The sequence below is a fragment of the Rhodococcus sp. 2H158 genome, from assembly GCF_053764755.1.
This window is the reverse complement of the sequence record NZ_JBSNCE010000016.1, coordinates 57,234-80,917: the sequence shown is the minus strand read 5'-3', so window position 1 is coordinate 80,917 and position 23,684 is coordinate 57,234. Positions and strand designations below refer to the sequence as shown.

Genomic DNA, 23,684 nt, shown 5'->3' with positions numbered 1-23,684 from the left:
TCTCTCCTAGGTCTTGGTGTCACTGCCCCGTCGCTGCGAGGTGACCGCTCAGCTGTGCGGAGCCCATGTCGGGCGGCGCCGCTCGGCGAATGACCGCATTCCTTCTCTGGCCTCGTCGGACCGGAAGTACCTCGCCGACACGTCCTGCATCGTCGACAGCTCGTCGGCAATCGACGGGATATCGGACCGGAGAACTTGCTTTGTTCCGGTCCATGCCCTCGGAGCGCTCATCAGCAGCATCTCGACGAGGCGATCGATTTCGCCCTCGAGGGCGTCGGGCGGCGCCACCGCACTGAGCAAGCCGATGCTCGCCGCGTGATGAGCATCGAATGTGTCGCCGGTCAGGAACAGCCGATGAAGCGCATGCGGCACGACTCGGTGTCGCAGCGGCACCGAGATGACCGCCGGGACGACCCCGATCCGCACCTCGGTGAAGGCAAAGGTGACGGTATCTACCGCGACGGCGAAATCACATGCCGCGACCAAACCGGTGCCGCCGGCGCGTGCTGGGCCCGCGAGGCGGGCAACCACCGGCTTCGGGGAGGTCCACAACAACTCGAGGACGGCGCAGAAGTCCCGCGCAGCGGCACCCTTGCGTTGCGGGTCCTCCTTCAGATCCGCGCCGGCGCAGAACACCGGTCCGGTGTGGGTTACGACGACGACACGGACCTCGTCGTCCTGCAGGGCCGCGGTCAGCTGGGCGAGCATCTGCGAGCACAGGTGCGAGGACAGCGCGTTGCGGTTGCGGGGGGAATCGAGCGTCACGGTGGCGATGCCCCGGGTGACGTCGCTGCGCACCAGCTCTTGCCGGCTCATCGGCGTGGCGGCCGTCATCGGTCCGCCCGGGGTGCGCCCAGCAACCGCTTGGCGATGATCTCGTTCATGATCTCGTTCGTCCCCCCGCCGATACCGAGGATGCGCGAGTCACGATAGTGCCGCTCGACCTCGGTCTCACGCATGTAGCCCATGCCACCGTGGATCTGTACCGCCTCGTCGACCACGAAGTCACAGGCAGCGACCGCGGTGTTCTTCGCCATCGCGACCTCCGCGCCGACATCCTCACCGGCCGCCCACCGAGCGGTCACGTCGCGGACGTAGGTGCGTGCCACCATCGTCTGTCGCTGCATCTCCGCGAGCTTGTGGCGGATCACCTGCCGTTCGGCCAGGGGCACGCCGAACGTCGTGCGGACCGTCGCGTGCTCCTTCGCCAGGCCGACGCAGCGTTCTGCGGTCGCCACCGCCTGCACTGCGAGCGTGAGCCGCTCGGATTCGAAGCGCTGCATGATCTGGAGGAAGCCGGTGTTCTCCTGCCCGATGAGGTTACGGGCGGGCACCCGCACCTGGTCGAAGACGAGTTCGGCGGTGTCCGAACACAGCCACCCCATCTTCTTCAGCCTTGATGCGACCGTGAAGCCCGGGCGATCGGACTCGACGATCAGCAACGAGACCCCGCGATGGCCCGGGCCGCCGGTGCGGGCGGCGACCGTGACGAAGTCCGCGCGGGTTCCCGAGGTGATGAAGGTCTTTCCACCGGTGATCACGTACTCGTCGCCGTCACGCACCGCGCGAGTGGTGATGGAGCCGACGTCCGAGCCGGTGCCGGGCTCGGTGACGCCGAGAGACGCAATCTTGGTGCCGGCAACGACGGGACGGACGAACTCGTCGAGTTGCCACGGGTCACCGGCGGCCGCGATATGCGGCGCGCCGATGGTATGGGAGAACAGTGCCGAGGTAACCCCTGTGCTCCCGCCGGCGAGGATGATCTCCTCGTTGGCGACCATCAGATCGATGAAGTCGCCCTCACCGCCGGCCTTCTCGGGGAAATCGAATCCCAGCAGGCCGAGCTCGGCGGCCTTCTCGTGCAGGGATCGGGGTAATTCGCCGGCTTCCTCCCATGCCGGCAGGTTCGGCGCGATTTCGCGACGGGTGAAGCCGCGCACGGCCTCACGGAGGGCGCGACGCTCGTCGGTGTACCAGAGCTCGTTCGCGGAGGTCATCGGGTCTCCAGGGGCAGTAGGGTGGTCGGGATGTCGACGTGTTTGGCGCGCAGATACTCCCCCAGGCCCTTCGCCTGGGAATCGAGGTGTGGATTGGCGGCCACGCCCCGGCCGAGCAACCCGACGATGGTCACGCCGCAGGCGCGCAGAAGCGGAAGCTCCCACATTCGCAGCTCGCAGCCTGCCGCTTCGGGCAGCAACTCCCGCACGGTGTCCTCGCTCCACCAGGAGCGCAGCCAGGGGTGGCCCTCGTCGTTGCGGGCCCACACGCCGAGGGTGGCGTTACCGGCCTTGTCGCCCGAACGTGCGCCCAGGACCGCGCCGAGCGGCAGCCGCTGTGTCGGTCCGTGGTACGTCTTCGTGCTCGGCGGGGTGGGTGGGTGGATGTCGGGCAGTTCCGCCGACGCGGGGGCGCCGGGCACGGTCCAGGTGCGCGCGCCGAGGGTGACGCGCTGGTCGAACAGCTCGGACCGCATGAGGGTGGGCCAGAACACGGTGAACTCGGTGCCGGTTCCCGGAGGGGCGGTGAAGTACGTGCCCGGATAGGTGGCCAGTCCGATCTCCACGGCGGCTCGGGAGAACCGACTCACTCGCTGGCGATCCGTACCCGTGACGGTGATCGTCAGCAGCGCGACGGCCTCTTCCATCGTGGCCGGGTCGGGCCGATCGGTACGCAGCAGCCGCACGGTTACGCTGTCGAATGCCTTCTCGCCCTCCGGGATACGTTTCCACAGTGCATCCTGGACGACTCGGGCCTTGTCCTCGATGTGGGTTCCGGTCAGGACGAAGGTGGTGTCGTTGCGCCATCCACCGGAGAACACCGCACCGACCTTGACGGTCGCCGGGGCCGGTTCTCCCCGGACTCCGGACAGGCGCACCCGGTCGGCACCGACCGATTCCACGTGCACGGTGTCCAGTCGGGTGACGACGTCGGGGTTCGCGTAGCGGGGGCCGTCGATCTCGTACAGCAGCTGCGCCGTGACCGTCTCGGTCGTGACGGCACCGCCGGTTCCGGGGTGTTTGGTGATGACCGAGGAGCCGTCCGGGTAGATCTCGGCGATCGGAAATCCGACCTCGCTCATCTCGGGGATCTCGGTGAAGAACGAATAGTTGCCTCCGGTGGCCTGTGCACCGCACTCGATCACGTGGCCGGCGGCGACCGCGCCGGCCAGCGCATCCCAGTCCGTTCGGTCCCAGCCGAAGTGCCATGCCGCGGGGCCGACGATGACGGCGGCGTCGGTGACGCGGCCGGTGATCACCACGTCGGCCCCTGCCCGCAATGCCTCGACGATTCCCCAGGCGCCCAGGTAGGCGTTGACGACGATCGGGTCGACGTCAGTGGGAAAGGCCTGACCGGAGTCCAGATGCGGAGCGTCCCAGCCGCGGGCGCGTTCCCGTGCGAACAGCTCGGTGGCGTCGTCACCGTCGACGACGGCTACTCGAACGGTGCGGCCGAGTCGCTCGGCGATCGCGGTGATCTGCGCGGCGCAGCCGTGCGGATCGAGTCCGCCGGCGTTGGACACGATCTTGATTCCTCGGTCGAGGCAGTCGCCCAGCACGTCGTCGAGTTGGGTGACGAAGGTGCGGGCATAGCCGGATCCGGGGTTGCGGAGTTGCTGTTTGGCCAGCAGTCCCATCGTCAGTTCGGCCAGCCAGTCACCGGTGAGCACGTCGATCGGGCCGCCGTCGATCATCTCGCGGGCTGCCGACAAGCGGTCACCGAAGAAGCCGGAACAGTTGGCGATGCGTAACGGTGTCGTGTTCATGCTTCCCCCTCGGCGCCGATTGTCACCAGTTCGGTCTGCGCGTCGACGTACTGGCCGACCGACACGTTGATCTTCTGGACCACTCCGTCGGCGCCGGCCAGCGCGGGGTGTTCCATCTTCATGGCTTCGAGTACGACCAGTTTCTGGCCTGCCGCGACGGTGTCGCCCTCGCTAATGAGGACGGCGACGACGGTCCCGGGCACCTCACTGACCGGGCCCGCCGCGGACGCGGCCAGCACGGTGCGGTCGGGCAGACGCGGTTCCGGTACCCAGCCGGACTGGCTGGTCGCATCGTTGATCCAGATCGAGCCGTCCCGATGGGTCGCGACGGCACACGGGTAGTCCACGCCGTCGTATCGCACCCGGACCGTGTCGGCACCGAGATCGATCAGGTCGAAGCGATGGCGGGTGCCGTCCAGGTCGAGAACGAGTTCGGTGTCGCCGGACGGTGCGGCCAGGCGGTAGGCCACCGGGATGGGCTCTCGCCCGAAAGGCTGCCACACCGCGGAGGTCAGCATCTCCGCGACGAGCGTCCGGAATCCGGGGGCGGCGAACCCGGTCGCCGGGTTCGCGGCCCGCCGACGAGAGACCGATGCTGCCAGCCCGGCAGCCAGGTGGACCACCGTCGGGGTGGCGGGAGCAGGATCGAGAAGGTCCTGGTGGTGGTCGAGGAAGTCGGTACACGTTGCGCCGGACAAGAAGTCCGGGTCACGAAGCAGGGCCGCGAGGAAGCTGCGGTTCGTCACCAGACCGTGGATTCGCGTGGCATCCAGCGCCGAGGCGAGCGCGGCGGCCGCCTCCTCGCGGCTGTCCGCACGGGCGATGATCTTCGCCATCATCGGGTCGTAGTAGGCCGAAACCTCGCCGGGCGCGGACACACCGACCTCGTAGCGCAGACCCGGACGCTCCGGGTACTCCAACAGATGGAGCGGGCCCGGGGTGGGCAGAAAACCACGGGCGGGATCCTCGGCGTAGAGCCGGACCTCGATCGCGTGGCCGCGCGGAACGACGTCCGCCTGTTCGATCCCCAAGGCCTGACCCTGTGCGACACGCAGCTGCAGCGCCACCAGATCCAGGCCCGTGACTTCCTCAGTCACCGGGTGTTCGACCTGCAGACGGGTGTTCATCTCGAGGAAGAAGAACTCGCCCGTGCGGTCGTCGAGCAGGTACTCGACCGTACCGGCGCCGAGATAGCGGAGTTCGCGGACCAGAGATACCGCGGTCGCGCCCATCTTCTCCCGGAGCTCGGGCCCGACGACCGGTGACGGCGCCTCTTCGAGCACCTTCTGGTGCCGGCGCTGCACGGAGCATTCACGTTCCCCGAGATGCACCGCCGATCCGTGTGCGTCCCCGAACACCTGGATCTCGATGTGCCGCGCCTTGTCCAGATACCGCTCGAGGAACACCGTCGCATTGCCGAACGAGCTGGCGGCCTCCCGACGGGCACCGGCGACGGCGTCGACGAGAGTGTCGAGATCGTCGACCCGGCGCATTCCCTTACCGCCCCCGCCCGCGGTGGCCTTCACCAGCAGTGGGAAGCCGACCTCGCAGGCTGCCGCCGCCCAGGCTGTGGGGTCGTCACCGGTGATCTCGGCATCCGGCAGCACCGGAACTCCGGCTCGTCGCGCGATCGCCTTCGCCTGGTCCTTCAGCCCCATGCTGCGCATCGACTCCGGTGAGGGGCCGACGAACAGGATGTCGGCCCGGCGGCAGGACTCGGCGAACTCCGCGTTTTCGGACAGGAATCCGTATCCGGGATGGATCGCATCGGCACCCGCTCGACGGGCGGCGTCGATGATCTTGTCGGCGCGCAGGTACGAGTCCGCGCTTGCGGTGCCACCGAGGGCAACCGCGAGATCGGCATCGAGGACGTGGGGTGACCGAGCGTCCGGGTCCGAGTACACCGCGACGGTGCGAATTCCTAGGGCGCGTGCGCTGCGGATGATCCGTCGTGCGATCTCCCCCCGGTTGGCGACGAGAAGGGTGGTGATGCGGTTACTGCTCACGGTTGTTTTCCTCACATCCGGAAGGGGGCGAATCGGGTCGCACCGACGACGGGGGCCGAGTGCGTAGCCGACAGGGCCAACCCCAGCACGGTGCGGGTGTGCCGCGGATCGATGACGCCGTCGTCCCACAGGCGCCCGGTGGCGTACACCGCGCTCGACTGGGTCTCGATCATCTCTTCGATCTCGCGGCGTACCTGGGCGTCCTGTGCATCGTCGTAGTCGGCGCCCGACCGTGCTGCCGCTGTGCGCCGGATGATCGACATCACCCCTCCGAGCTGGGGGCCGCCCATGACGGCGATGCGGTGGTTCGGCCAGGTGAACACGAAGCGCGGGTCGTAGGCGCGTCCGGACATGGCGTAGTTGCCGGCACCGTACGAGGCGCCGACCATGAGGGTCAGATGCGGAACGGTCGAGTTGGAGACCGCATTGATCAGCTTCGCCCCGTCCTTGATGATGCCGCCGCGTTCGGCCGCGGAGCCGACCATGAAGCCGGTGATGTTCTGGACGAACAGCAGCGGGATGCCGTGGGCGTTGGCGAGCTGAATGAAGTGGGCTCCCTTGTTGGCCTCCTCGGAGAACAGGATGCCGTTGTTGGCGAGGATGCCGACCGGGTAGCCGGCGATCGAGCCCCAGCCGGTCACCAACTGGGTCCCGTAGAGCGGTTTGAATTCGTCGAACCGCGAACCGTCGAGTATCCGAGCCAGGATTTCCCGTACCTCCACCGCCCGTCGTGGGTCGGCCGGCGCGCATCCGAGCAGCTCTGCCTCGTCGTAGGCCGGCGGATCGGCAGGCAGTGACGGGGCAGGACCGGCCTTGCGCCAATGCAGGTCGGCCACGATCTGGCGGCCGATGCGGATGGCATCGTGCTCGTCCTCAGCCAGGTAATCTGCCAGCCCGGAGACTCGGGCGTGCATCTCGGCCCCGCCGAGGGATTCGTCGTCGATATCTTCGTTGATCGCCATCTTCACCAGCGGTGGGCCGCCGAGATAGACCGAGGCGGCGTGTTTGACGAGCACCGTGTATTCGCTCATGCCCGGCATGTAGGCGCCGCCGGCGGTCGAGCTGCCGAATACCAAGGAGATGGTGGGAATGCCGGCAGCGGTCAGCCGGGTCAGTTCACGAAACGTCCGCCCACCGGGAACGAAGATGTCCGCCTGCGTCGGCAAGTCGGCGCCGCCCGACTCGACCAGTGTGATCAGCGGCAGCCTGTTGCGTTCGGCGATCTCCAGCGCGCGCAGCTGCTTGGCCACGGCATCGGGGTTGAGCGATCCCCCCTTCACCGTCGACTGGTTGGCGAGGATCATGCATTCGACGCCGTTGACCGTGCCGACACCCGTGATCAGACGGGCACCCGGCTGGGATCGGGGATCGTGGGCACCCGCGTAGCAGGACAGTTCCAGAAAGGGAGCGTCCTCGTCCAACAGCAGATCGACACGCTCACGTGCGAGGAGCTTTCCCCGGGAACGATGACGGTCGACTGCTTTCCCGCCCCCCGCCTCGAGGACCTGCACCGCGAGCTCCTCGAGGGGCCGCAGCGCGGCGAGCATCGCTTGTCGGTCGCACTCGAAAATCTCGGACTTCGGATCGAGCTTCGATTCGATCACAGTCATCAACACACCTCATTGCGCTAAGAGTTCGGCGGCAGCCCGTACCGCTGGTTTCCGCGAAGCGTCGTCGGCCGGTTCGACCTGGTTCGTGGGACTGTTCGATTACAGCCCTTCTTTGACAAGTATGTCAAGTGTTGAAGGCGGTATTTTCACAGTTGGAGTGCAGACAATAGCCGTTTGCTAGCCATAGAGCTCATCGGTAGTTGACATGCTGATCTGCAGATGTCTACTGTCGCGCCAGACGAGGTGGACACCGCCTCGTGGTACGTCGCTCGACCGCCGCGCCGCCGACACGCCCGATCAGCAGCCGAACGGAAACGCGTCCGAGTAGGTGCCCATTCGCGGGCTCGGGACACGAACGGCTGCGGTGCCCTCCGTAGGCAGAACCTGGTAACGGCCGTGAGAGAGGCGTCGCCACCAGGTGGACGCTCGCCCGCCCGAGCAACACGTACATGCGCGCTGTTGCCGCGGCTACGGCAAGCGCTGCCACGCCGGCAGAACACGAGGAGATATCTTGACCACCCAACACCGAGGGCTCGAACTTCCTGCGCTACAGAACTTTCTCCGCCGATCGGGCATTCCCTCGACGGAGATCTACGGGCAGAGCTGATTTCGGGAGGCAAGTCCAACCTGACCTACCACATCGTCGACGACTCCTCGCGCTGGATTCTTCGGAGGCCCCCGACAACGGGACGGACCCCGTCCGCCCATGACGTGGCACGGGAATTCCGCATCACATCCGCGCTGCAGCGCACAGACGTCCCTGTGGCCACACCCGTCATCCTCTGCGAGGACGAGACGGTCCTCGGGGCTCCGTTCACCCTCGTCGAGTACGTTTCAGGCCAGGTTCTCCGGACCGGGTCGGACGTCGAGGCGCTGTCCGACGACCAGATCGACGCGTGTATGACCGGTCTGATTCGAGTGCTCGGCGCACTTCACAACGTCGACTACCAGGCGGTGGGATTGGGCACGCTCGGCCGGCCGGACGGGTATGTCACACGGCAGATCGACCTGTGGGCAAAGCAGTGGGACCGGGTCAAAACCCGGGACTCGGTCGACGTCACCAAACTGTACGATGCGCTCACCGACCTCGTACCGACGCACACGGACGCGTCCATCGTCCACGGTGACTACCGCATCGACAACACCATCCTGGCCTCCGAGGACGTCGGCACATTGGCCGCCGTGGTCGACTGGGAACTCTCCACTCTCGGAGATCCACTCACGGATGTCGCCTTGATGTGCGTGTACAGGCATCCGGCCTTCGATCTCGTTCTCGGAGAGCCCGGTGCCTGGACAAGCCCTCGACTTCCGTCGATCGACGATCTGGCTTCGCGCTACGCCGCGGCCTCAGGCCGAGTCCTGGACCACTGGAACTTCTACATGGCACTGGCCTACTTCAAGGTCGCCGTCATCGCCGAAGGCATCAATTACCGCTACCGCGTGGGCGCGACCGTGGGAGCCGGATTCGACCGTGCCGGTGAATCGGTGCCCGAATTCCTGGCAGCAGGACTCGGCTCCTTGACGTGACGAACTCCGTGAACGTTCCTCCCGCCTCCCCGACGGTGACGAATCCACGAAGCATCGGCGAACCGACCAACCTCCCGCCCAGCTCGCTTCCGCGACGAATGCCCTCGAACGCCGTTGGCCGCGTCCGCTCCACCGACGACTGCACGGTATGACCAACCGGCTCGGTCTGCGAAGGCCCAGCCTCGAACTCCCAAGGAGCATGTGATGCCCGAAGCTGTGATTGTCTCCGCCGCCCGTTCTCCCATCGGGCGGGCAATGAAGGGGTCGCTCAGGACGGTGCGCCCGGACGACCTGGCCACCCAGATGGTCGCGGCCGCCCTGGCGAAGGTGCCGGAGCTGGACCCCGCCCGGATCGACGACCTGTTGCTCGGCTGCGGCCAGCCCGCCGGCCAGTCCGGGTTCAACATCGCCCGCGTCGTCGCGGTGCAGTTGGGCTACGACTTCCTGCCCGGCGTGACCGTCAACCGCTACTGCTCGTCGTCGCTGCAGACCACCCGCATGGCGCTGCACGCGATCAAGGCCGGCGAGGGCGACGTGTTCGTCTCCGCCGGTGTCGAGTCCGTCTCCAGCTTCGTCACCGGCAACGCCGACGGCCTGCCGAACACCAAGAACCCGCTCTTCGCCGACGCCGAGGCCCGCACCGCCACGCTCGCCGAGGGCGGCACCGCGTGGACCGACCCGCGCAGCGAGGCCCTGCTGCCCGACGTGTACATCGCGATGGGCCAGACCGCGGAGAACGTCGCCTCGATGACCGGCATCTCCCGCGAGGACCAGGACCGGTGGGGCGTGCGGTCGCAGAACCGGGCCGAGGAAGCCATCAAGTCCGGCTTCTTCGAGCGCGAGATCAGCCCCGTCACCCTGGCCGACGGCACGGTCGTGACCACCGACGACGGGCCGCGGCCGGGCACCACCTACGAGGCCGTGAGCCAGCTGGGGCCGGTGTTCCGCCCCGACGGCACCATCACCGCCGGCAACGCCTGCCCGCTCAACGACGGCGCCGCGGCCCTGGTGATCATGTCCGACACCAAGGCCAAGGAGCTCGGGCTGACCCCGCTGGCGCGGATCGTCTCGACCGGCGTGTCCGGCCTGTCGCCGGAGATCATGGGTCTGGGCCCGATCGAGGCCGTGAAGAAGGCTCTCGCCCACGCCGGCAAGACCATCTCCGACATCGACCTGTTCGAGATCAACGAGGCGTTCGCCGTGCAGGTGCTCGGCTCCGCCCGGGAGCTCGGCATCGACGAGGACAAGCTGAACGTCTCCGGTGGTGCGATCGCCCTCGGCCACCCGTTCGGCATGACCGGGGCGCGGATCACCGCCACCCTGCTCAACAACCTGCAGACCCACGACAAGCAGTTCGGCGTGGAGACCATGTGCGTCGGCGGTGGCCAGGGCATGGCGATGGTGCTCGAGCGCCTGAGCTGACGCGGCCGTCATAGGCCGACCTCACAAGGCAGAGCGGATGCGACGGTGAAAACCGGGGCGCGATTCGCCACCGAGATCCGGTTGTCTCCGGCTGCGGTGTCGGACGAGAGTCTGTGCAACCTCAGCGTTTCGGGGCCTTGGCGCAGCGGCGGGACAACAGTCGAGGCGGGCACCCTGGGCGGGACACGACTCCCCGGCAATCCCGAGGGGCCTCCCGTCGGTTCTGCCCCAGTCTGCCGGTCGACCGCGTGGGCGACCTCCTGGCGTTGTCGTATCGGTTCGGTGGACCGGCCCCGCTCGGGGCCGTCACCGTGGATGCCCCACTGCCGCCGCTGCCCAGCCCTCCGCGCCGGAAAGCGGCTCCATCTGCACTGAAGATCGTCCGCCTCAGTCGTGGACCGAGCAACCGCCTGCCGCAGGACGAGGCGCTCCCATCTGCCGGATCGGGGTCATGTCATGTTGGATTTTATGGCTCTCTTCTGCGGTGATATCGAATACGTCTCGCCGAGGACGGGCTGATTTGTTGACATGCATGTCATCGGACTGCGACGGTGATTCCCATCACACCCTACGTTTGTTTGGAGGAGCGATGTCCGCATCAGCAACCGGTGAGATCACCGCACAGCAGCCGGGTCGGGAAGTAGATGCCGTGGTGGTCGGGGCCGGGTTCGGTGGGCTGTACATGGTGCACCGGCTGCGGGAGATGGGACTGACGGTGCAGGGCTACGAGTCCGCTCCGGACGTAGGGGGAACGTGGTGCTGGAACGGCTACCCGGGCGCGCGGACCGACTGCGAGGGGTACTACTACTGCTACTCGTTCGACCCGGAGATGCTGCAGCAGTGGAACTGGACGGAGCGGTATCCCACCCAGCCGGAGATGCGGGCCTACTTCGGGTACGTGGCCGACAAGTTGGATCTGCGGCGCAGTTACCGGTTCGGGACTCGCGTCGAGGCGGCGGTGTTCGACGAGGACTCCGGGCGGTGGCAGGTGCGCACCGAGGCCGGTGAGCGGACCTCGGCGACGTACCTGATCACCGCCGTGGGAATCCTCTCGGCCCCGAACCTGCCGAACTTTCCCGGCGTCGAGTCCTTCGAGGGGCAGTGGTACCACACCGCGTACTGGCCCGAGGAGGGCGTGGACCTGGCCGGCAAGCGAGTCGGGATCATCGGCACCGGCTCGACCGGAGTGCAGGCCATCCCGCTGCTCGCCGAACAGGCCGAGCACCTGACCGTGTTCCAGCGGACCCCGAACTATGTGATCCCGGCCCGCAACCGGCCCGTCTCACAGCAGGAGATGGACGAGGTCAAGGCGCGTTACGACGAGGTATGGGCCAAGGTGCGCCGGCACTGGTTCTCGTTCCCGTTCGACATGGCCAACATGCTCGCGGGCTCGACGGACGAGGAGGAGCGCACCCGGATCTACGAGCAGGGCTGGGCAAACGGCGGATTCCCGTTCCTGTTCACCTTCGACGATCTGCTGTTCGATCCCGTCGCGAACGAGTCGGCAGCGGAGTTCGTGCGCACCAAGATCCGTGCCGCGGTCGAGGACCCGGCCGTCGCCGAGTTGCTGTGCCCGCGCTACCCCTTCGGTGCCAAGCGTCCGCCGTCGGGCACGGGCTACTACGAGACGTTCAACCGAGACAACGTAGCCCTGGTCGACGTGGCCACCAACGCGATCGCCGAGATCACCCCCCGCGGAGTCCGGTTGGCCGACGGCACCGAACACCAGGTCGACGTCCTCGTCTTCGCCACCGGCTTCGACGCATCCACCGGAGCACTGACCCGAATGAACATCGTCGGCCGCGACGGACGCGTTCTCGCCGACAAGTGGGCCCCCGGCCCGAGCACCCACCTGGGCATCGGTACCCACGGCTTCCCGAACATGTTCATGATCACCGGACCGCAGAGCCCGTTCACCAACATCCCCCCGTGTGCGCAGAACACTGCCGACTGGATCGCCGAGGCCATCGCCCACCTCCGCCGCGAAGGCGCGACCCGCATGGAAGCCACCGAGGCAGCCGAGCAGGCCTGGACCGAACAGATCACCGCCATCGCCGAACAAACCCTGCTCACTGCCGGTAAGGACGTGCACTCCTGGTTCACCGGCACCAACGTCGACGGCAAGGCCGCCGTCATCAACGTCTTCTTCGGCGGCGCCGACAAGTACATGGACATCTGCGAGCAGGTCGCCGCAGACAACTACTCCGGCTTCGAGATCACCACCACCGAGCCCGCCTACGCCCGCTAGCCCATCTCTAGTAATCAGGAGTACCGACGATGACGAACGACGTGCGCACCGACGCTCTGCGCGATCTCTACGGAAGCTGGGCCAAGCGGGCCGCCGACAACCCCGACATGGACCTTGCCACCATGCGCGACATCTACGAAGAAGCGCATCTTCTGGCAACCGAACCCGAGGACGTCACCTACCGCGAGGTCGACGCAGATGGCGTCAGCGCGATGTGGATCGTTCCTGCGGGCGCACCCGACAACGCCGCCATCATCTACACCCACGGGGGCGGATGTTCGGTGATGTCGATGCACAGTCACCGCAAACTCGCCGGCCACCTGGCCAAGGCGGCCGGTGTGAAAGTGCTGAACGTCGATTACCGTCGCGCACCCGAATACCCGTACCCCACCCAACTCGACGAGGCACAGAAGGTCTACCGGTGGCTGCTTGCCCAAGGCATCGAGCCGACACGCATCGCCACAGCAGGGGACTCGGCCGGCGGCAATCTCGCCACCACCCTTGTCCTGGCTCTGCGCGATGCCGGTGAACGCCTTCCGGCCGCGATTGTCGCGTTCTCGCCCTGGTACGACCTGGAACACAGGGGCACCACCCTCGAAACCAATGCCGGCACCGACGCTCTCATCGACCGGGCCGTCGTGGAGATGATGGCCCAGATGTTCCTCGGCGAGAACGGGTCACCCACCGATCCGTTGACCAACCCCCTCTACGCCGATCCCGCCGGTCTGCCGCCGATGTACCTGACCGCCGGCGGCTACGAAACGCTTCGGGACAACGCGGAACGCTTCACCGATCTGGCACGCGGCGCAGGGGTGGAGGTGACTCTGGAGATCACACCGGAAATGCAGCACGTCTTCCAGTTCATGGCTGGACGGTCTCCGGAAGCCGACGCGTCCATCGCGGCGGCAGGCGCCTTCGTCCGTCGACACCTCGACCTCTGATTCATCAGCGACATCTCACACACCTACCTGTGGCCGGCGGGGGTCCGATATCGATTCGGACCCTGCCGGCCGCAGGTGCGGCCTCCGTGGTCGCCGCAGCCAGACAGGAGCCCCGGTGAGCGTCTTCGAACTCTCCGAACGCACTCAGCACTACCGAGCCGAACTGCTCGACTTCATGGACTCGCACATCTACCCCGCCGAGTCCGTCTACGACCGGCAGATGCGTGAGTCCGGAGATCCTCACTTCCAACCCCCGATCCTCGAAGAACTCAAAGACGAGGCACGGCGGCGCGGACTGTGGAACCTGTTCCATCCGCATCCGGAATGGGGACCGGGATTGACCAACCTGGAGTATGCCCCCCTCGCCGAAATCATGGGTCGCAGCCACATCGCATCCGAGGCCTGCAACTGCAGCGCACCGGACACGGGAAACATGGAGGTGCTCACACTCTTCGGCACCGACGAGCACAAGCGGACATACCTCGAACCGTTGCTGGCCGGGGAAATCCGCTCCGCCTTTGCCATGACCGAACCCGCAGTTGCCAGCTCGGACGCGACCAACATCGAACTCCGGATGGAACGCGACGGTGACGTCTATGTGCTGAACGGCCGCAAGTGGTTCGCCTCCAACGCCATGCACCAGAACTGCCGCGTGCTGATCGTGATGGGAAAGACCGATCCGTCCGCGCCACCGCACCGGCAACAGTCGATGATGGTGGTGCCGATCGACGCCGAGGGTGTCACCGTGGTGCGTAACCTCCCGGTCTTCGGTTATGTCGACCGCGAGGGCCACGCCGAGGTGCTCTTCGACAACGTCCGCGTACCGAAGGAAGACCTCCTCGCCGGGGAAGGAGAGGGCTTTGCGATAAGCCAAGCGCGACTGGGCCCCGGACGAATTCACCATTGCATGCGTGCAATCGGAATGGCCGAACGAGCACTGGAGTTGATGTGTACCCGGGCGCTCACGCGCACGACCTTCGGAGAACCACTCGGCGAACGTGCCAACATTCAGGACTGGATCGCCGAGGCTCGCATCGACATCGAAATGGTCCGTCTGCTCACCTTGAAGGCGGCTCACATGATGGACACCGTCGGCAACAAACAGGCCCGAACCGAGATCGCCGCGATCAAAGTGGCCGCGCCCCGAATCGCCCTGAAGATCGTCGACCGTGCAATCCAGGTGCACGGCGGCGCCGGTGTCACCGACGATTTTCCGCTGGCCATGGCGTACGCCCACCTGCGCACACTCCGGATCGCCGACGGGCCCGACGAGGTCCACCTGCGTGCCATTGCCAAGGGAGAACTGAAGAAGTACAGGTCCGCCACCTGGGACCCGGTGAGGCCCGACACTGCGAAGGTCGCAGACGTCCGATGAGCCCATACGAGTTGAAAGGACGCACCGCGCTCGTCGTCGGTGCCTCCCGTGGCATCGGATTGGCCACAGCGCAGGCGTTCGCTGCCGCCGGCGCCGACGTCGTACTCACATCCCGCTCCGCTCAGTCCGCTGACGCCGCTGCTGCAGAGGTCGGGGGGACGGCGATCGGGGTAGGCGTGCACGCCGTCGACGAAGACGGTGCCCGGCGGTGCATCGACGACGTCATCGAGCGATTCGGCGGTCTCGACATCCTGGTGAACAATGCCGGCACGAATCCCGCCTACGGCCGGATGACAGAACAGGATCATGGGCGATTCTCGAAGACGTTCGACGTCAATCTCTGGGCACCGTTGCTGTGGAGCGGTCTCGCCGCGAAAGCATGGATGGCGGACAACGGTGGCGCGATCGTAAACACCGCCTCGATCGGAGGCATGGTCGCCGAGAGGGGAATCGGCGTGTACAACGCCTCGAAGGCAGCATTGATCCATCTCACCAAGCAGCTCGCAATGGAACTCGCACCGGCGATCCGCGTCAACGCCGTAGCGCCAGGAGTGGTGCGCACCAAGCTCGCCGAAGCGCTATGGGCGGAACAGGAACAATCGGTGGCCGCGGCCACCCCACTCGGAAGGATCGGTGAGCCGGACGACGTCGCATCGGCGATCCTGTTCCTCGCCTCCGACGGTGCCCGCTGGATCACGGGCGAGACACTGGTCGTCGACGGTGGTCAACTCCTCGGAGATGCAAGGAACTTTGCAGGATAGACCGCGGCCTCGACGGTGTGCCGGATGTCAGCGGCCGAAGACGAGCTGTTGTCGCCCGGCCGATCGTGTGGTCGAGCGCTCCGCACCGAAGACGTCGACTGCAGCAAATGGACCGTGCTCCACCAAGGGGGGGTACTGAACGGCAGAGGCGACCTCATCACGCTCAAGGCCGGAACCCCCGCCGATCCGGATGAGGTGACCGCGCAGGCCGCGCCCGTACTCCGGACGTGGTGGACTCCTGGCCCCGTGATGTTCCAGCCCCGTGGAAGGAGAGTGGTACCGCAGGCTCGGTGTCTGCTGACGAATCGTGGGGCGGGAGGAGCCAATCCCACGATTCACCGCGCGAATGCGTCCACCGTTCGTCGCACTGGCGCATCCGTCGGCACTGAAGCTCCGCATCTGGGGCGACTCCCCTTCGAAACGGATGCTGTTCGGGAAGAGCCCATCAGACTGGGATTATCGCGATCGCAGGTGCCGAACATGTGCTCTGGCACGCTCTCATGGCCTCGTCACGAGTGACAGGGCTCGCAAAGGGCTCAAGTCATGAAATCGTTGTCAACTACTGTAAGGAGACCAGTGGTGTCATCCCCGCTCAGATGCAAGCAAATCGGGAGCGTGCTGGTCATTACTCTCGATCGACCGCAGTTGAAGAATGCCATCAATCGCGAGATGGCCGAGTCGTTGGCCGACGCCTTCGACCGACTGGACGCGGACGACAGTCTCAAAATCGGGGTTCTTACAGGCGAAGGTCCCGACTTCTGCGCCGGCATGGATCTCAAAGCCTTTGCCGATGGGGTGATGCCGGAAACACGAGAGCGCGGCCTTGCTGGACTGACGCGCGTGCCTCCGCGCAAACCGTTGATCGCTGCCGTCGAAGGTCATGCAGTGGCGGGTGGCTTCGAACTTGTCCTGTCCTGCGATCTCGTTATCGCCTCGGAAACTGCAAGATTTGGGCTACCCGAGGTGAAAAGAGGCCTTATCGCCGCGGGTGGTGGAATCGTCCGTCTGGCGCAGATGGTCCCGCGTAACCAGGCAGCCCACCTTCTCCTTACCGGAGATACTATTCCGGTAGGTGAAGCAAAGGAGATCGGCGTCGTTAATTCGATTTCCTCGGCGGGAATGGCCTTGGACGACGCCATCGATCTAGCACACCGAATCAGTCGAAACGCGCCCCTTGCGGTCGCTCGAACGAAAGAACTGTTCACCGCCAGTCTGTGCCTAACCGCTGAGGAAGCCTTCGACATGGTCGACCTTGCTGCGCCTCAAATTCTCTTCTCGAACGACGCACGCGAAGGCGCCACAGCCTTCAGGGAGAAGCGTCTACCGAGATGGTCGGGATCGTAAAGAAGACCGGACGTGAGGAGTCCGGAGAAGGCCATCATCGATCACTGCGACGTGGAGAAGGATGCAGGAGCAATTATCGCTAGTGCTCAGCATCGCCGATGGGCACCGTTCCATAAGCCACGGGCTCGCCGCCTGTAATACTCAAAGCGCGACGCACCATCAGCTGTCGTCGCCGCTAAGCGATGCACACACATCGGATACGCGCCGTACTGGTAACCAGGCCTTATGTAAGCCAAGCACGGCATATTGCATCCAGTGACCGATCCGGTCAGCCGATCTGCGATTGAGAACTAGCTACCAGCGTTCCTCAGCGAGAGTCACTGTGTCGATCTGCTGTTCGATGCGGAACGGATCTAGACAAAATTTGAAGGACAGCGTTCTTGAGCTACATGGCATGGTGCGGACGTATGCCCTCTTCCGCCCCATCCCTGTGTTCCCGCGGGGCGATGTAAGGTCTTGCGACCGGTCAGATGAGAACGTCCGGCAGACCTAGAGGAAGAGCAGAAACAGTGACGCTTGTACCGTCGTTGGAGGTATCTACCGCAATTTCAGCGTGGTCGATGCTGGCCACCGCAATCATCGCCCTGATTGCCGGCATCGTGGCACTTAGCCAGTTGTGTGAAGCGCGTAGCAACAGGCGACAGGCAAAGGATTTGGCGTACGACTCGGCGCGCCCATATGTGGTGGTCTACATGGAGCCCAGTGCAGCGACTGAGCAGATCATTGATCTTGTTATCAAGAACATCGGCCAGACGTGGGCCTCCCACGTTTGCGTACGGATTTCGCCCCATCCGCAGGAAAGCTCATCGGACCAGGGAGAAGGCATAAAAGATGTGGTGATCCCCACGGTCATCCCGTTCCTCGCACCGGGCCAAGAGTGGCGAGTGTTCTGGGACTCAGGCTTGACCAGGAAGGGCAGCGGACTTCCGGATTCGCATGTAGCGATTGCTACGTACAGCAGTTCGGTGAAGACCCATCGGGACACCTTCAATCTAGATTGGAGCATCTACCAGGGGCGGAAGTGGTCCAACGTCCTGGGTGTCCATGACGTGGCCACCAGAATGCTTGATGTCAAGAATTCTCTCAATTCGTTCAAGGCGATTATGAAGGACCGGATGGAGGTGCACACCTGGGATGGACAGACGCAGAGAGTGACGCTTGCCGAACAACGAGAAGGAGATAAGAAGGTTGTTGACGACGCGCTACGAAGAGCAGGCGTGAAGAATGTTGGGGAATAGCTCAAAGTTCGCGGCCCTCCCCTGGGCCGTCTGAAGCAATTTCTGTCCACGACAATGGCCTCGACCGCAGTTCCGCAACCTTATGAGGGGCACCTGCGGACGGTGGATCGGCGGAGATGCCCTATGCGTCCTCGTGGACAACGTCGTCCTCGGGGGACCACCGTGACCGCAAACCACAGCGGTGTCTGGACAACGACCCGCGCGGCCTACACAAAAAGCCGGCACGTCCGTGATATCCCTTACGAACCAAATGACCGGCTCTGACCAGTAGGCCGGCCCGCGTGAAACGGACCGCCAGTGAACCATCCCGATCCCTTCCCCGGCGACGGCCCCACCTACGACCCCTACGCCGAATACCGGGACAACAAGCCGGTGCACCGTCAGCATCGGATGGCCCCGCGCCACCGCACCGAGCCGGAACTCGAGCCGGTGATCGACGTGTCGACACCGGAACCGGAGCCTGGACGGTTCTCCGACGCCCCACCGGGGACACCGGCATGGCCGGTGACGCCGACACCGGAGCAGGTGGCCGCGCAGCGCGCCGAGGAGGAGCGGCAGCGGCAGTGGGCGCGATGGCAGGAGAACGTGCGGCGGCAGGCGTGGGAGGAGGCCCAACGGCAGGCCGCCGCGCAGTACGCGAACCGGCAGTCCCACGGTCCGGTCCAGCAGGTCACCGTCAACAACAACGTTCGTGCCGGCGGCGGGTGCCCGCACGGGCTGCACTTCATCCTCACCCTGCTCACCTGCGGGTTGTGGCTGCCTATTTGGATCATCCACGCGATCGTCGACGCGTTCCGCTAGGAACTGCCTGCCTCCGGCACGACTCGAACTGCCGGACTGGATATCGGCCGGAGGTGCCCGGTCCCCGGCCGCCTGTGCACCCGGCGGAGGGGGCGCGACTGACCTCGTGCATCCTCGACGCGCATAAACCCTCGCGACCCGCTCGGGGTTCCGGTCGTAACCGAGGCGGCCGGCGTAGTTGCCGTCGAGGACCCGATCCTGCTGGCTGCGTTGCGGAACCGAGTCCCACCACCGGTCCGCCTGCCGGAGCGCCTACACGGCATCGGGCTCGAGACCAATTAAGGTCGACCAATCACTCATTCAGGACAGGACACTCGACGTTGATTTCCAGAAGTACCGCTGTCGCTGCGGCAGCCGTGGCCCTTGCCGCTCCCTCGGTGATGCTCGCCCCTCCCGCCGCAGCGTCACCGGCTCCGGTGATCCAGCCTTTCGGCACCGTGATCCGTGGCAGTGGGGACGGCACCATCGCCCTCACCGAGTACGCGACCGCCCCGAACCTCACCGTCTTGGGCATCACCTTCACCCCCGGTGACAATGCGCTCGAGGGATACTCCATCTCGACGCCGACCCTGACCTACGGTGCGCGCGGCTATCGCGCCGACGTCGACTACTCGCAGTCGGATGCGTTCTTCTCCGGGGTCGTAGCCCCCCACACTTCGGTCACCCTCGACTACGCGTACGAGGTGGACAAGTCGCAGCTCAATCCGGCCACCCTGACCGTGCACATCGGACTCGAGGACTTCACGTGGACCGGGGATCTGGCCGGCAAGCTCCTGCCCCCGCCGCCGCCGCGCTTCGGAAGCAGCTGATCGATTCGTCGGACGCCCCGATTCCTCGGACCGGGGCGTCCGACATCACCAGTCCCTCCGGTTCTACCGAGGCGGGACATGCCGGCGGTGCCGCTCACGGTGAGGTGCCGGCCCGTGCGGGCGTATCCCCGCCTCGGTAACGAAACCGGAGGCCGGGGCGGTATTGCGGGGGTGAAAACACTGCGTTTGCTGCCGATCCTTGCGATCGCACTTGTCGTGTCCGGTTGCGGGGACGGTGATTCCAGCTCCCCTGCCGCCACCACACCTGCTCCGTCCGCGGTACCGGTGTCGACGACGAACGCGGCGGCCAGTTCGACGACCGCGTCTTCCGTCCCGGATTCGACTTCTGCGGAGATCAACCCTACCGCCACCGAGACCGTGGCGGAGGAACCGATGGTGGTCGAGCCCGTGGCCGACGAACCGGTGGTGGTCGAGGAGCCCTACATCGTCGACTGCCAGCTGGGGTTGGGACCGATCGTCACGTACTGGTCCGACGGCACGGTGACCGGGTATTCAGACTACTGTCAGTCGATCCATGACCAGGTCCTGGCAGACGAAGTGGCCGCCAACACGCCGGTGTGCGACGGCACCACCTGCCGATACCCTTCCGGCGCAACCCGACCGGACACGAATTCATCGCCCCGGTCCCCCTCGCCTTGGGTGCAAGGCCAGCTCGACTGGCAGGCATGCAAAGAAGCGGGAAACACCGACGAATACTGCCGTCTGACTCTCAATTGACGAGGGAGCCCCAGTGGCAGCATCTTCGTGGTGGCTGTGTCTGAATTCTTGGACAGTACGCACCGCTCCCAGGAGAGCAGAACGCCTACAGCTCCTCTAGCACGGTGAGCAGTTCCTCGAGCAGGGTGTCAGCGCGGGCTTCGATCTCGTCGAAGAGGTCGCCGAGATCGTCCAGGCTGTCGCGGGCGTGGCGGCGGGCAGCGACACCCCGTTCGTAGTAGTGCGGATCGAGATCGATCTCCGACTCGATCCACGCGGTCAGCCCCTCGTTGCGGTCGCTCTGCTTACGCAGCGGCAGCGGCGCACGGGCCCGCACCCGACCGGACAGATGGTCTCGCACGATCGCAGCGACGGATTGCGCGGTCATCGGTTGCGGCATCAGCGGCAGGTGTCCCCAGCGGTCGATCGGGGTCAGCAGGGGTTGCCGGGCCTGCCGGTCGGTGAGCACGCCCTGGTCCACGTCGACCGGATCGGTCAGGTGCTGGGCGAGCAGGTCGGTGTTCGGGTACCGATCGAGGAACGCCTGGACCTCCGCCCACCTGCCATACACCGCCACCGCCGCGCTCTCACCGGCGGACTCCGCTGCCAGGCAGAACCCTTCCCCGTCGGTCGTGGTGGCAACGAGGGTGCCGGCATCGAGGTGGATGTCGCCGCGGCGCAGCCGGGCCAGCTGGGCGAACGGCATCCCGGTGGCGGCCAGGGTCAGCAGGAGGGCGTCGCGGCGGCCGAACAGCCCGCTCGGCCAGCCGGTGGCCGGCAGCTCCGTTGCCCTGCGCAGTAGGAGCGGGGCGAGGCGGTCGAGGCGGGCGGCGCGGGCGGCATCGAGGCGGCGGCGGACGGTTTCGCTGCGGCCGGGCGGCGGGTGGCCGCGACCGGTGTGGACGGTGTTGATCGCCGAGACCCGGCGGCGCTGCGTGGCGGGGGCGGCGGGGTGCTCGTGCAGGAACAGCGCGAGTGCCTCCGGGGTCGTGGGGAGCGCGAGGTGGTCGGTGGCGGTGCACCAGTCGGTGAACAGGGCCCAGTCGTGCCGATACCGCGGCGGGATCCGCAGGCCCGCTGTCGTTCCCGAAGAATCACCGAGTCGCTCGGTCGAGGTGCTCATGGCGTTCAGAGACCCAGGTTGGTGACAGCGTTCCCGAGCAGCGGGGCGTGTTCGCGGGCGTAGACCTCGAGCATGGCGGGGGTGGTGTGTCCGGTCTGGCGCATGATGGCGTGCGCGCTCGCGCCGTTGCGGAAGGCCTGGGTGACGAACCCGGCGCGCAGCGAATGCCCACCCAACTGCGCCACGATCTCGGAGTCGTAGCCGGCGAGTGCGGCGCGGCGGCGGATCGCCGCATGGACTGCCGCCCCCGAGAGCGCAGTGGTCGAGAGGTTGCCGTTGCGGCGGATCGCGCGCAGCAACGGCGCCCCCGAGGTGGTGCGGGGGCGGGGGCCGCGGCACACGTGCGCCGCGAACGGCTCGGCAATGCGGAGCAGCCGGATGACGGCGGGGCGGCCGCCGGTGTCGTGGGCGGCGACGATCTGGGCCCACCGCATCCACGCGCACGGCGGACAACTGGTGTGCGACGCGGTGAACGGCAGGGCGCGGACGGTGCCGCGGCCCTCCTGGTCGGTCTTCGATTTCCGGAGTTTGATGTGCAGGCCGTCGAGCCGGTGCAGCGCGACGTCGCTGCAGGTGAGGGCGACGAGTTCGCTGCGGCGGAACGCCCCGGCGAACCCCAACAGGAGGAGGGCGGTGTCGCGGCGTTCCACCACTTCGTCGGCCCAGTTCTCGCAGTCGGCGCGGGCCTTGTCGACGATCGCGACGATGTCGGCGGTGAGCAGCGGCGCCCGCGGGCTGCGGGGCCGCTCGCCCGTGGTGGCGTAGCCCCGGCGAATCCCGGACATCGCCTGGCGGACCAGATCGTCCCCGGTCGGACTGGGGTGCCCAGTCTGGCGGTGGTGGTGGGCGATCGCGGCCAGGCGGTGCGCCAGGGTGGCCGGGGCGTAGGCCCGCTCCCCCGCCTCGGTGACGGTGTCGGCGCAGGCGACCAGGTAGGCGGCGACGGTGACCGGATGCGCCGGCAGCGCGGTGTGGCCCTCATTGGTGCACCAGGTGGTGAAGGCCCGCCACGCCGAGGCGTAGGTGCGGCGGGTCCCGGCCGCCCGCGCCGACGCCACCGACTCCGCGATCCGCGCCGCCGCGCCCGGCGCCAGACCCGGCACTGCGGGCCCGGAAGGGGTCCCGGGCACCACGATCTGCCCGTTCTCCGCGTCGTCCGTCTCATCGTCCACGGGTGGGCACGGTACCGGACGGCCCCGACACCGTCCCCGCAACCCGAAAGTGTGCTCACCTCGGGGTTCGCGCAGATCGCTGCGTAAATGGGAATTTGCACGCCCTATGATGTTCTGCGATCGAAGCGTCGGACCGACGGCCGCACCCCCTTCTGCCCGACAGGATTCCAACGCGTTCGGGTGACGGGCGGTTCCGTACGAGCGAGTCGCTGTCGTAAGACCGGTCAACACCCACGAAACTCGATGTCGTGGCAGCGGTGAGTCCACCGACGCCAGCAGGTCTACCCCCTACGGCCGCGACACCACTCGACCGGAAGCTACGGCATGGGACTGATCCATATCGAACTGTTCGCCACCCTCGACCTTGTTGGACAGGCACCCGCGGCCCCGACGAAGACCCGGAAGGATTCGACTTCGGCGGATGGCAGGCACCCCTCCTCGACGACGTCACCGGCGAGCAGATCGGGGCCGCCTACGAAGGCACCGACGCCCCGTTGCCCGGCCGCCGGACCTACGACATCTTCGCCGCCTTTTGGCCGCACCAGGACGGCGGCGCGGACAACGCGATCGCCACGCTCTTCAACCGCGCCCCCAAGTACGTGCGCACCAGCTCGTCGGGCACCTGCGCGGCGGTCGTGGACAGCACCCGGGCCAGGTTGCGCCGCAACTGAATCGGCCCACCACGGCGGCCCGCGCCGTCGGCGGCGACCTCGAACATGCGCTTCACCGACCGCTGCGGCAGTGCGCGCACCACCCGCCACCCCGCCGCGTCACCGAGATCGAGTGCTCGCACCGTCGGATTCATCGCCCACCTCCGGCCGCCGCCG

At 66.5% G+C, this 23,684-nt stretch carries 18 protein-coding genes and 2 pseudogenes; 12 read left to right on the top strand and 8 right to left on the bottom strand.

Annotation, left to right across the window (positions count from 1 at the left end):
• Positions 1–48: 48 nt before the first annotated feature.
• Genes ACWPOB_RS17205 through ACWPOB_RS17185 form a run of 5 tightly spaced genes read right to left on the bottom strand, consistent with a single transcriptional unit; the run spans position 49 to position 7,379 of the window.
• Positions 49–834 carry an enoyl-CoA hydratase-related protein gene (locus ACWPOB_RS17205; RefSeq protein WP_240918428.1) on the bottom strand — a complete coding sequence of 262 codons (786 nt, stop codon included), beginning with the start codon at positions 832–834 and terminating at the stop codon, positions 49–51.
• A complete protein-coding gene (locus ACWPOB_RS17200) occupies positions 831–1,997 on the bottom strand; it encodes an acyl-CoA dehydrogenase family protein (RefSeq protein WP_165037726.1) in 1,167 nt (388 codons plus the stop codon). The genes ACWPOB_RS17205 and ACWPOB_RS17200 overlap by 4 nt, the downstream gene beginning before the upstream one ends.
• Positions 1,994–3,763: an acyclic terpene utilization AtuA family protein gene (locus ACWPOB_RS17195; RefSeq protein WP_165037725.1), complete on the bottom strand. Its 1,770-nt coding sequence runs from the start codon at positions 3,761–3,763 to the stop codon at positions 1,994–1,996. The genes ACWPOB_RS17200 and ACWPOB_RS17195 overlap by 4 nt, the downstream gene beginning before the upstream one ends.
• On the bottom strand, positions 3,760–5,769 hold the full coding sequence (locus ACWPOB_RS17190; RefSeq protein WP_455401580.1) for an ATP-binding protein: 2,010 nt from the start codon (positions 5,767–5,769) through the stop codon (positions 3,760–3,762). The genes ACWPOB_RS17195 and ACWPOB_RS17190 overlap by 4 nt, the downstream gene beginning before the upstream one ends.
• Before the next feature lie 11 nt (positions 5,770–5,780).
• A complete protein-coding gene (locus ACWPOB_RS17185; RefSeq protein ID WP_165037724.1) occupies positions 5,781–7,379 on the bottom strand; it encodes an acyl-CoA carboxylase subunit beta in 1,599 nt (532 codons plus the stop codon).
• 508 nt (positions 7,380–7,887) lie between these two features.
• Here ACWPOB_RS17185 and ACWPOB_RS17180 point away from each other — a divergent pair.
• From ACWPOB_RS17180 to ACWPOB_RS17130, 11 genes and pseudogenes are all read left to right on the top strand, one after another.
• Positions 7,888–8,906, top strand: a pseudogene (locus ACWPOB_RS17180) (phosphotransferase family protein).
• A 204-nt stretch (positions 8,907–9,110) separates the two neighbouring features.
• Positions 9,111–10,328, top strand: a complete 1,218-nt coding sequence (locus ACWPOB_RS17175; protein ID WP_455401579.1) for an acetyl-CoA C-acetyltransferase — start codon at positions 9,111–9,113, stop codon at positions 10,326–10,328.
• Positions 10,329–10,917: 589 nt separating this feature from the next.
• Positions 10,918–12,576 (top strand): flavin-containing monooxygenase, encoded by a 1,659-nt coding sequence (locus ACWPOB_RS17170; RefSeq protein ID WP_165037721.1) that lies wholly within the window; start codon positions 10,918–10,920, stop codon positions 12,574–12,576.
• Positions 12,577–12,605: 29 nt separating this feature from the next.
• Entirely contained in the window at positions 12,606–13,517 is a 912-nt protein-coding gene (locus ACWPOB_RS17165) for an alpha/beta hydrolase fold domain-containing protein (RefSeq protein WP_161996151.1), read from the top strand.
• A gap of 115 nt (positions 13,518–13,632) precedes the next feature.
• The gene (locus ACWPOB_RS17160; protein ID WP_165037720.1) at positions 13,633–14,892 is read left to right on the top strand and encodes an acyl-CoA dehydrogenase family protein; all 1,260 of its coding nucleotides are present in this window, start codon (positions 13,633–13,635) and stop codon (positions 14,890–14,892) included.
• Positions 14,889–15,653 carry an SDR family oxidoreductase gene (locus ACWPOB_RS17155; protein ID WP_064066365.1) on the top strand — a complete coding sequence of 255 codons (765 nt, stop codon included), beginning with the start codon at positions 14,889–14,891 and terminating at the stop codon, positions 15,651–15,653. Before ACWPOB_RS17160 ends, ACWPOB_RS17155 begins: the two co-directional genes overlap by 4 nt.
• Before the next feature lie 579 nt (positions 15,654–16,232).
• The gene (locus ACWPOB_RS17150) at positions 16,233–16,997 is read left to right on the top strand and encodes a crotonase/enoyl-CoA hydratase family protein (RefSeq protein WP_165037719.1); all 765 of its coding nucleotides are present in this window, start codon (positions 16,233–16,235) and stop codon (positions 16,995–16,997) included.
• 509 nt (positions 16,998–17,506) lie between these two features.
• A complete protein-coding gene (locus ACWPOB_RS17145) occupies positions 17,507–18,235 on the top strand; it encodes a hypothetical protein (protein ID WP_165037718.1) in 729 nt (242 codons plus the stop codon).
• A 297-nt stretch (positions 18,236–18,532) separates the two neighbouring features.
• On the top strand, positions 18,533–19,036 hold the full coding sequence (locus tag ACWPOB_RS17140; protein ID WP_240918426.1) for a hypothetical protein: 504 nt from the start codon (positions 18,533–18,535) through the stop codon (positions 19,034–19,036).
• Positions 19,037–19,473: 437 nt separating this feature from the next.
• Positions 19,474–19,845 carry a hypothetical protein gene (locus ACWPOB_RS17135; protein WP_455401578.1) on the top strand — a complete coding sequence of 124 codons (372 nt, stop codon included), beginning with the start codon at positions 19,474–19,476 and terminating at the stop codon, positions 19,843–19,845.
• A gap of 114 nt (positions 19,846–19,959) precedes the next feature.
• Positions 19,960–20,583, top strand: coding sequence for a hypothetical protein (locus tag ACWPOB_RS17130; protein WP_455401577.1), 624 nt, complete (start codon positions 19,960–19,962; stop codon positions 20,581–20,583).
• A gap of 85 nt (positions 20,584–20,668) precedes the next feature.
• On the opposite strand, the gene ACWPOB_RS17125 is transcribed toward ACWPOB_RS17130, so the two are convergent.
• On the bottom strand, positions 20,669–21,685 hold the full coding sequence (locus tag ACWPOB_RS17125; protein ID WP_165037715.1) for a hypothetical protein: 1,017 nt from the start codon (positions 21,683–21,685) through the stop codon (positions 20,669–20,671).
• 5 nt (positions 21,686–21,690) lie between these two features.
• Positions 21,691–22,857 (bottom strand): integrase, encoded by a 1,167-nt coding sequence (locus ACWPOB_RS17120; RefSeq protein WP_455401576.1) that lies wholly within the window; start codon positions 22,855–22,857, stop codon positions 21,691–21,693.
• A gap of 324 nt (positions 22,858–23,181) precedes the next feature.
• Here ACWPOB_RS17120 and ACWPOB_RS17115 point away from each other — a divergent pair.
• Positions 23,182–23,459, top strand: a pseudogene (locus tag ACWPOB_RS17115) (dihydrofolate reductase family protein); the annotation flags it as partial.
• On the opposite strand, the gene ACWPOB_RS17110 reads toward ACWPOB_RS17115, so the two are convergent.
• Positions 23,369–23,662: an LpxL/LpxP family acyltransferase gene (locus tag ACWPOB_RS17110; protein ID WP_165037713.1), complete on the bottom strand. Its 294-nt coding sequence runs from the start codon at positions 23,660–23,662 to the stop codon at positions 23,369–23,371. The pseudogene ACWPOB_RS17115 and the gene ACWPOB_RS17110 sit on opposite strands and share 91 nt — an antisense overlap.
• Positions 23,663–23,684: the final 22 nt, after the last annotated feature.

Excerpts from the sequence above, each read along its gene's own strand:
- ACWPOB_RS17125 (WP_165037715.1), bottom strand. The coding sequence starts at position 21,685 with ATGAGCACCTCGACCGAGCGACTCGGTGATTCTTCGGGAACGACAGCG.
- ACWPOB_RS17200 (WP_165037726.1), bottom strand. The coding sequence starts at position 1,997 with ATGACCTCCGCGAACGAGCTCTGGTACACCGACGAGCGTCGCGCCCTC.
- ACWPOB_RS17175 (WP_455401579.1), top strand. The coding sequence starts at position 9,111 with ATGCCCGAAGCTGTGATTGTCTCCGCCGCCCGTTCTCCCATCGGGCGG.
- ACWPOB_RS17185 (WP_165037724.1), bottom strand. The coding sequence starts at position 7,379 with ATGACTGTGATCGAATCGAAGCTCGATCCGAAGTCCGAGATTTTCGAG.
- ACWPOB_RS17170 (WP_165037721.1), top strand. The coding sequence starts at position 10,918 with ATGTCCGCATCAGCAACCGGTGAGATCACCGCACAGCAGCCGGGTCGG.
- ACWPOB_RS17155 (WP_064066365.1), top strand. The coding sequence starts at position 14,889 with ATGAGCCCATACGAGTTGAAAGGACGCACCGCGCTCGTCGTCGGTGCC.
- ACWPOB_RS17205 (WP_240918428.1), bottom strand. The coding sequence starts at position 834 with ATGACGGCCGCCACGCCGATGAGCCGGCAAGAGCTGGTGCGCAGCGAC.
- ACWPOB_RS17195 (WP_165037725.1), bottom strand. The coding sequence starts at position 3,763 with ATGAACACGACACCGTTACGCATCGCCAACTGTTCCGGCTTCTTCGGT.
- ACWPOB_RS17165 (WP_161996151.1), top strand. The coding sequence starts at position 12,606 with ATGACGAACGACGTGCGCACCGACGCTCTGCGCGATCTCTACGGAAGC.
- ACWPOB_RS17110 (WP_165037713.1), bottom strand. The coding sequence starts at position 23,662 with ATGAATCCGACGGTGCGAGCACTCGATCTCGGTGACGCGGCGGGGTGG.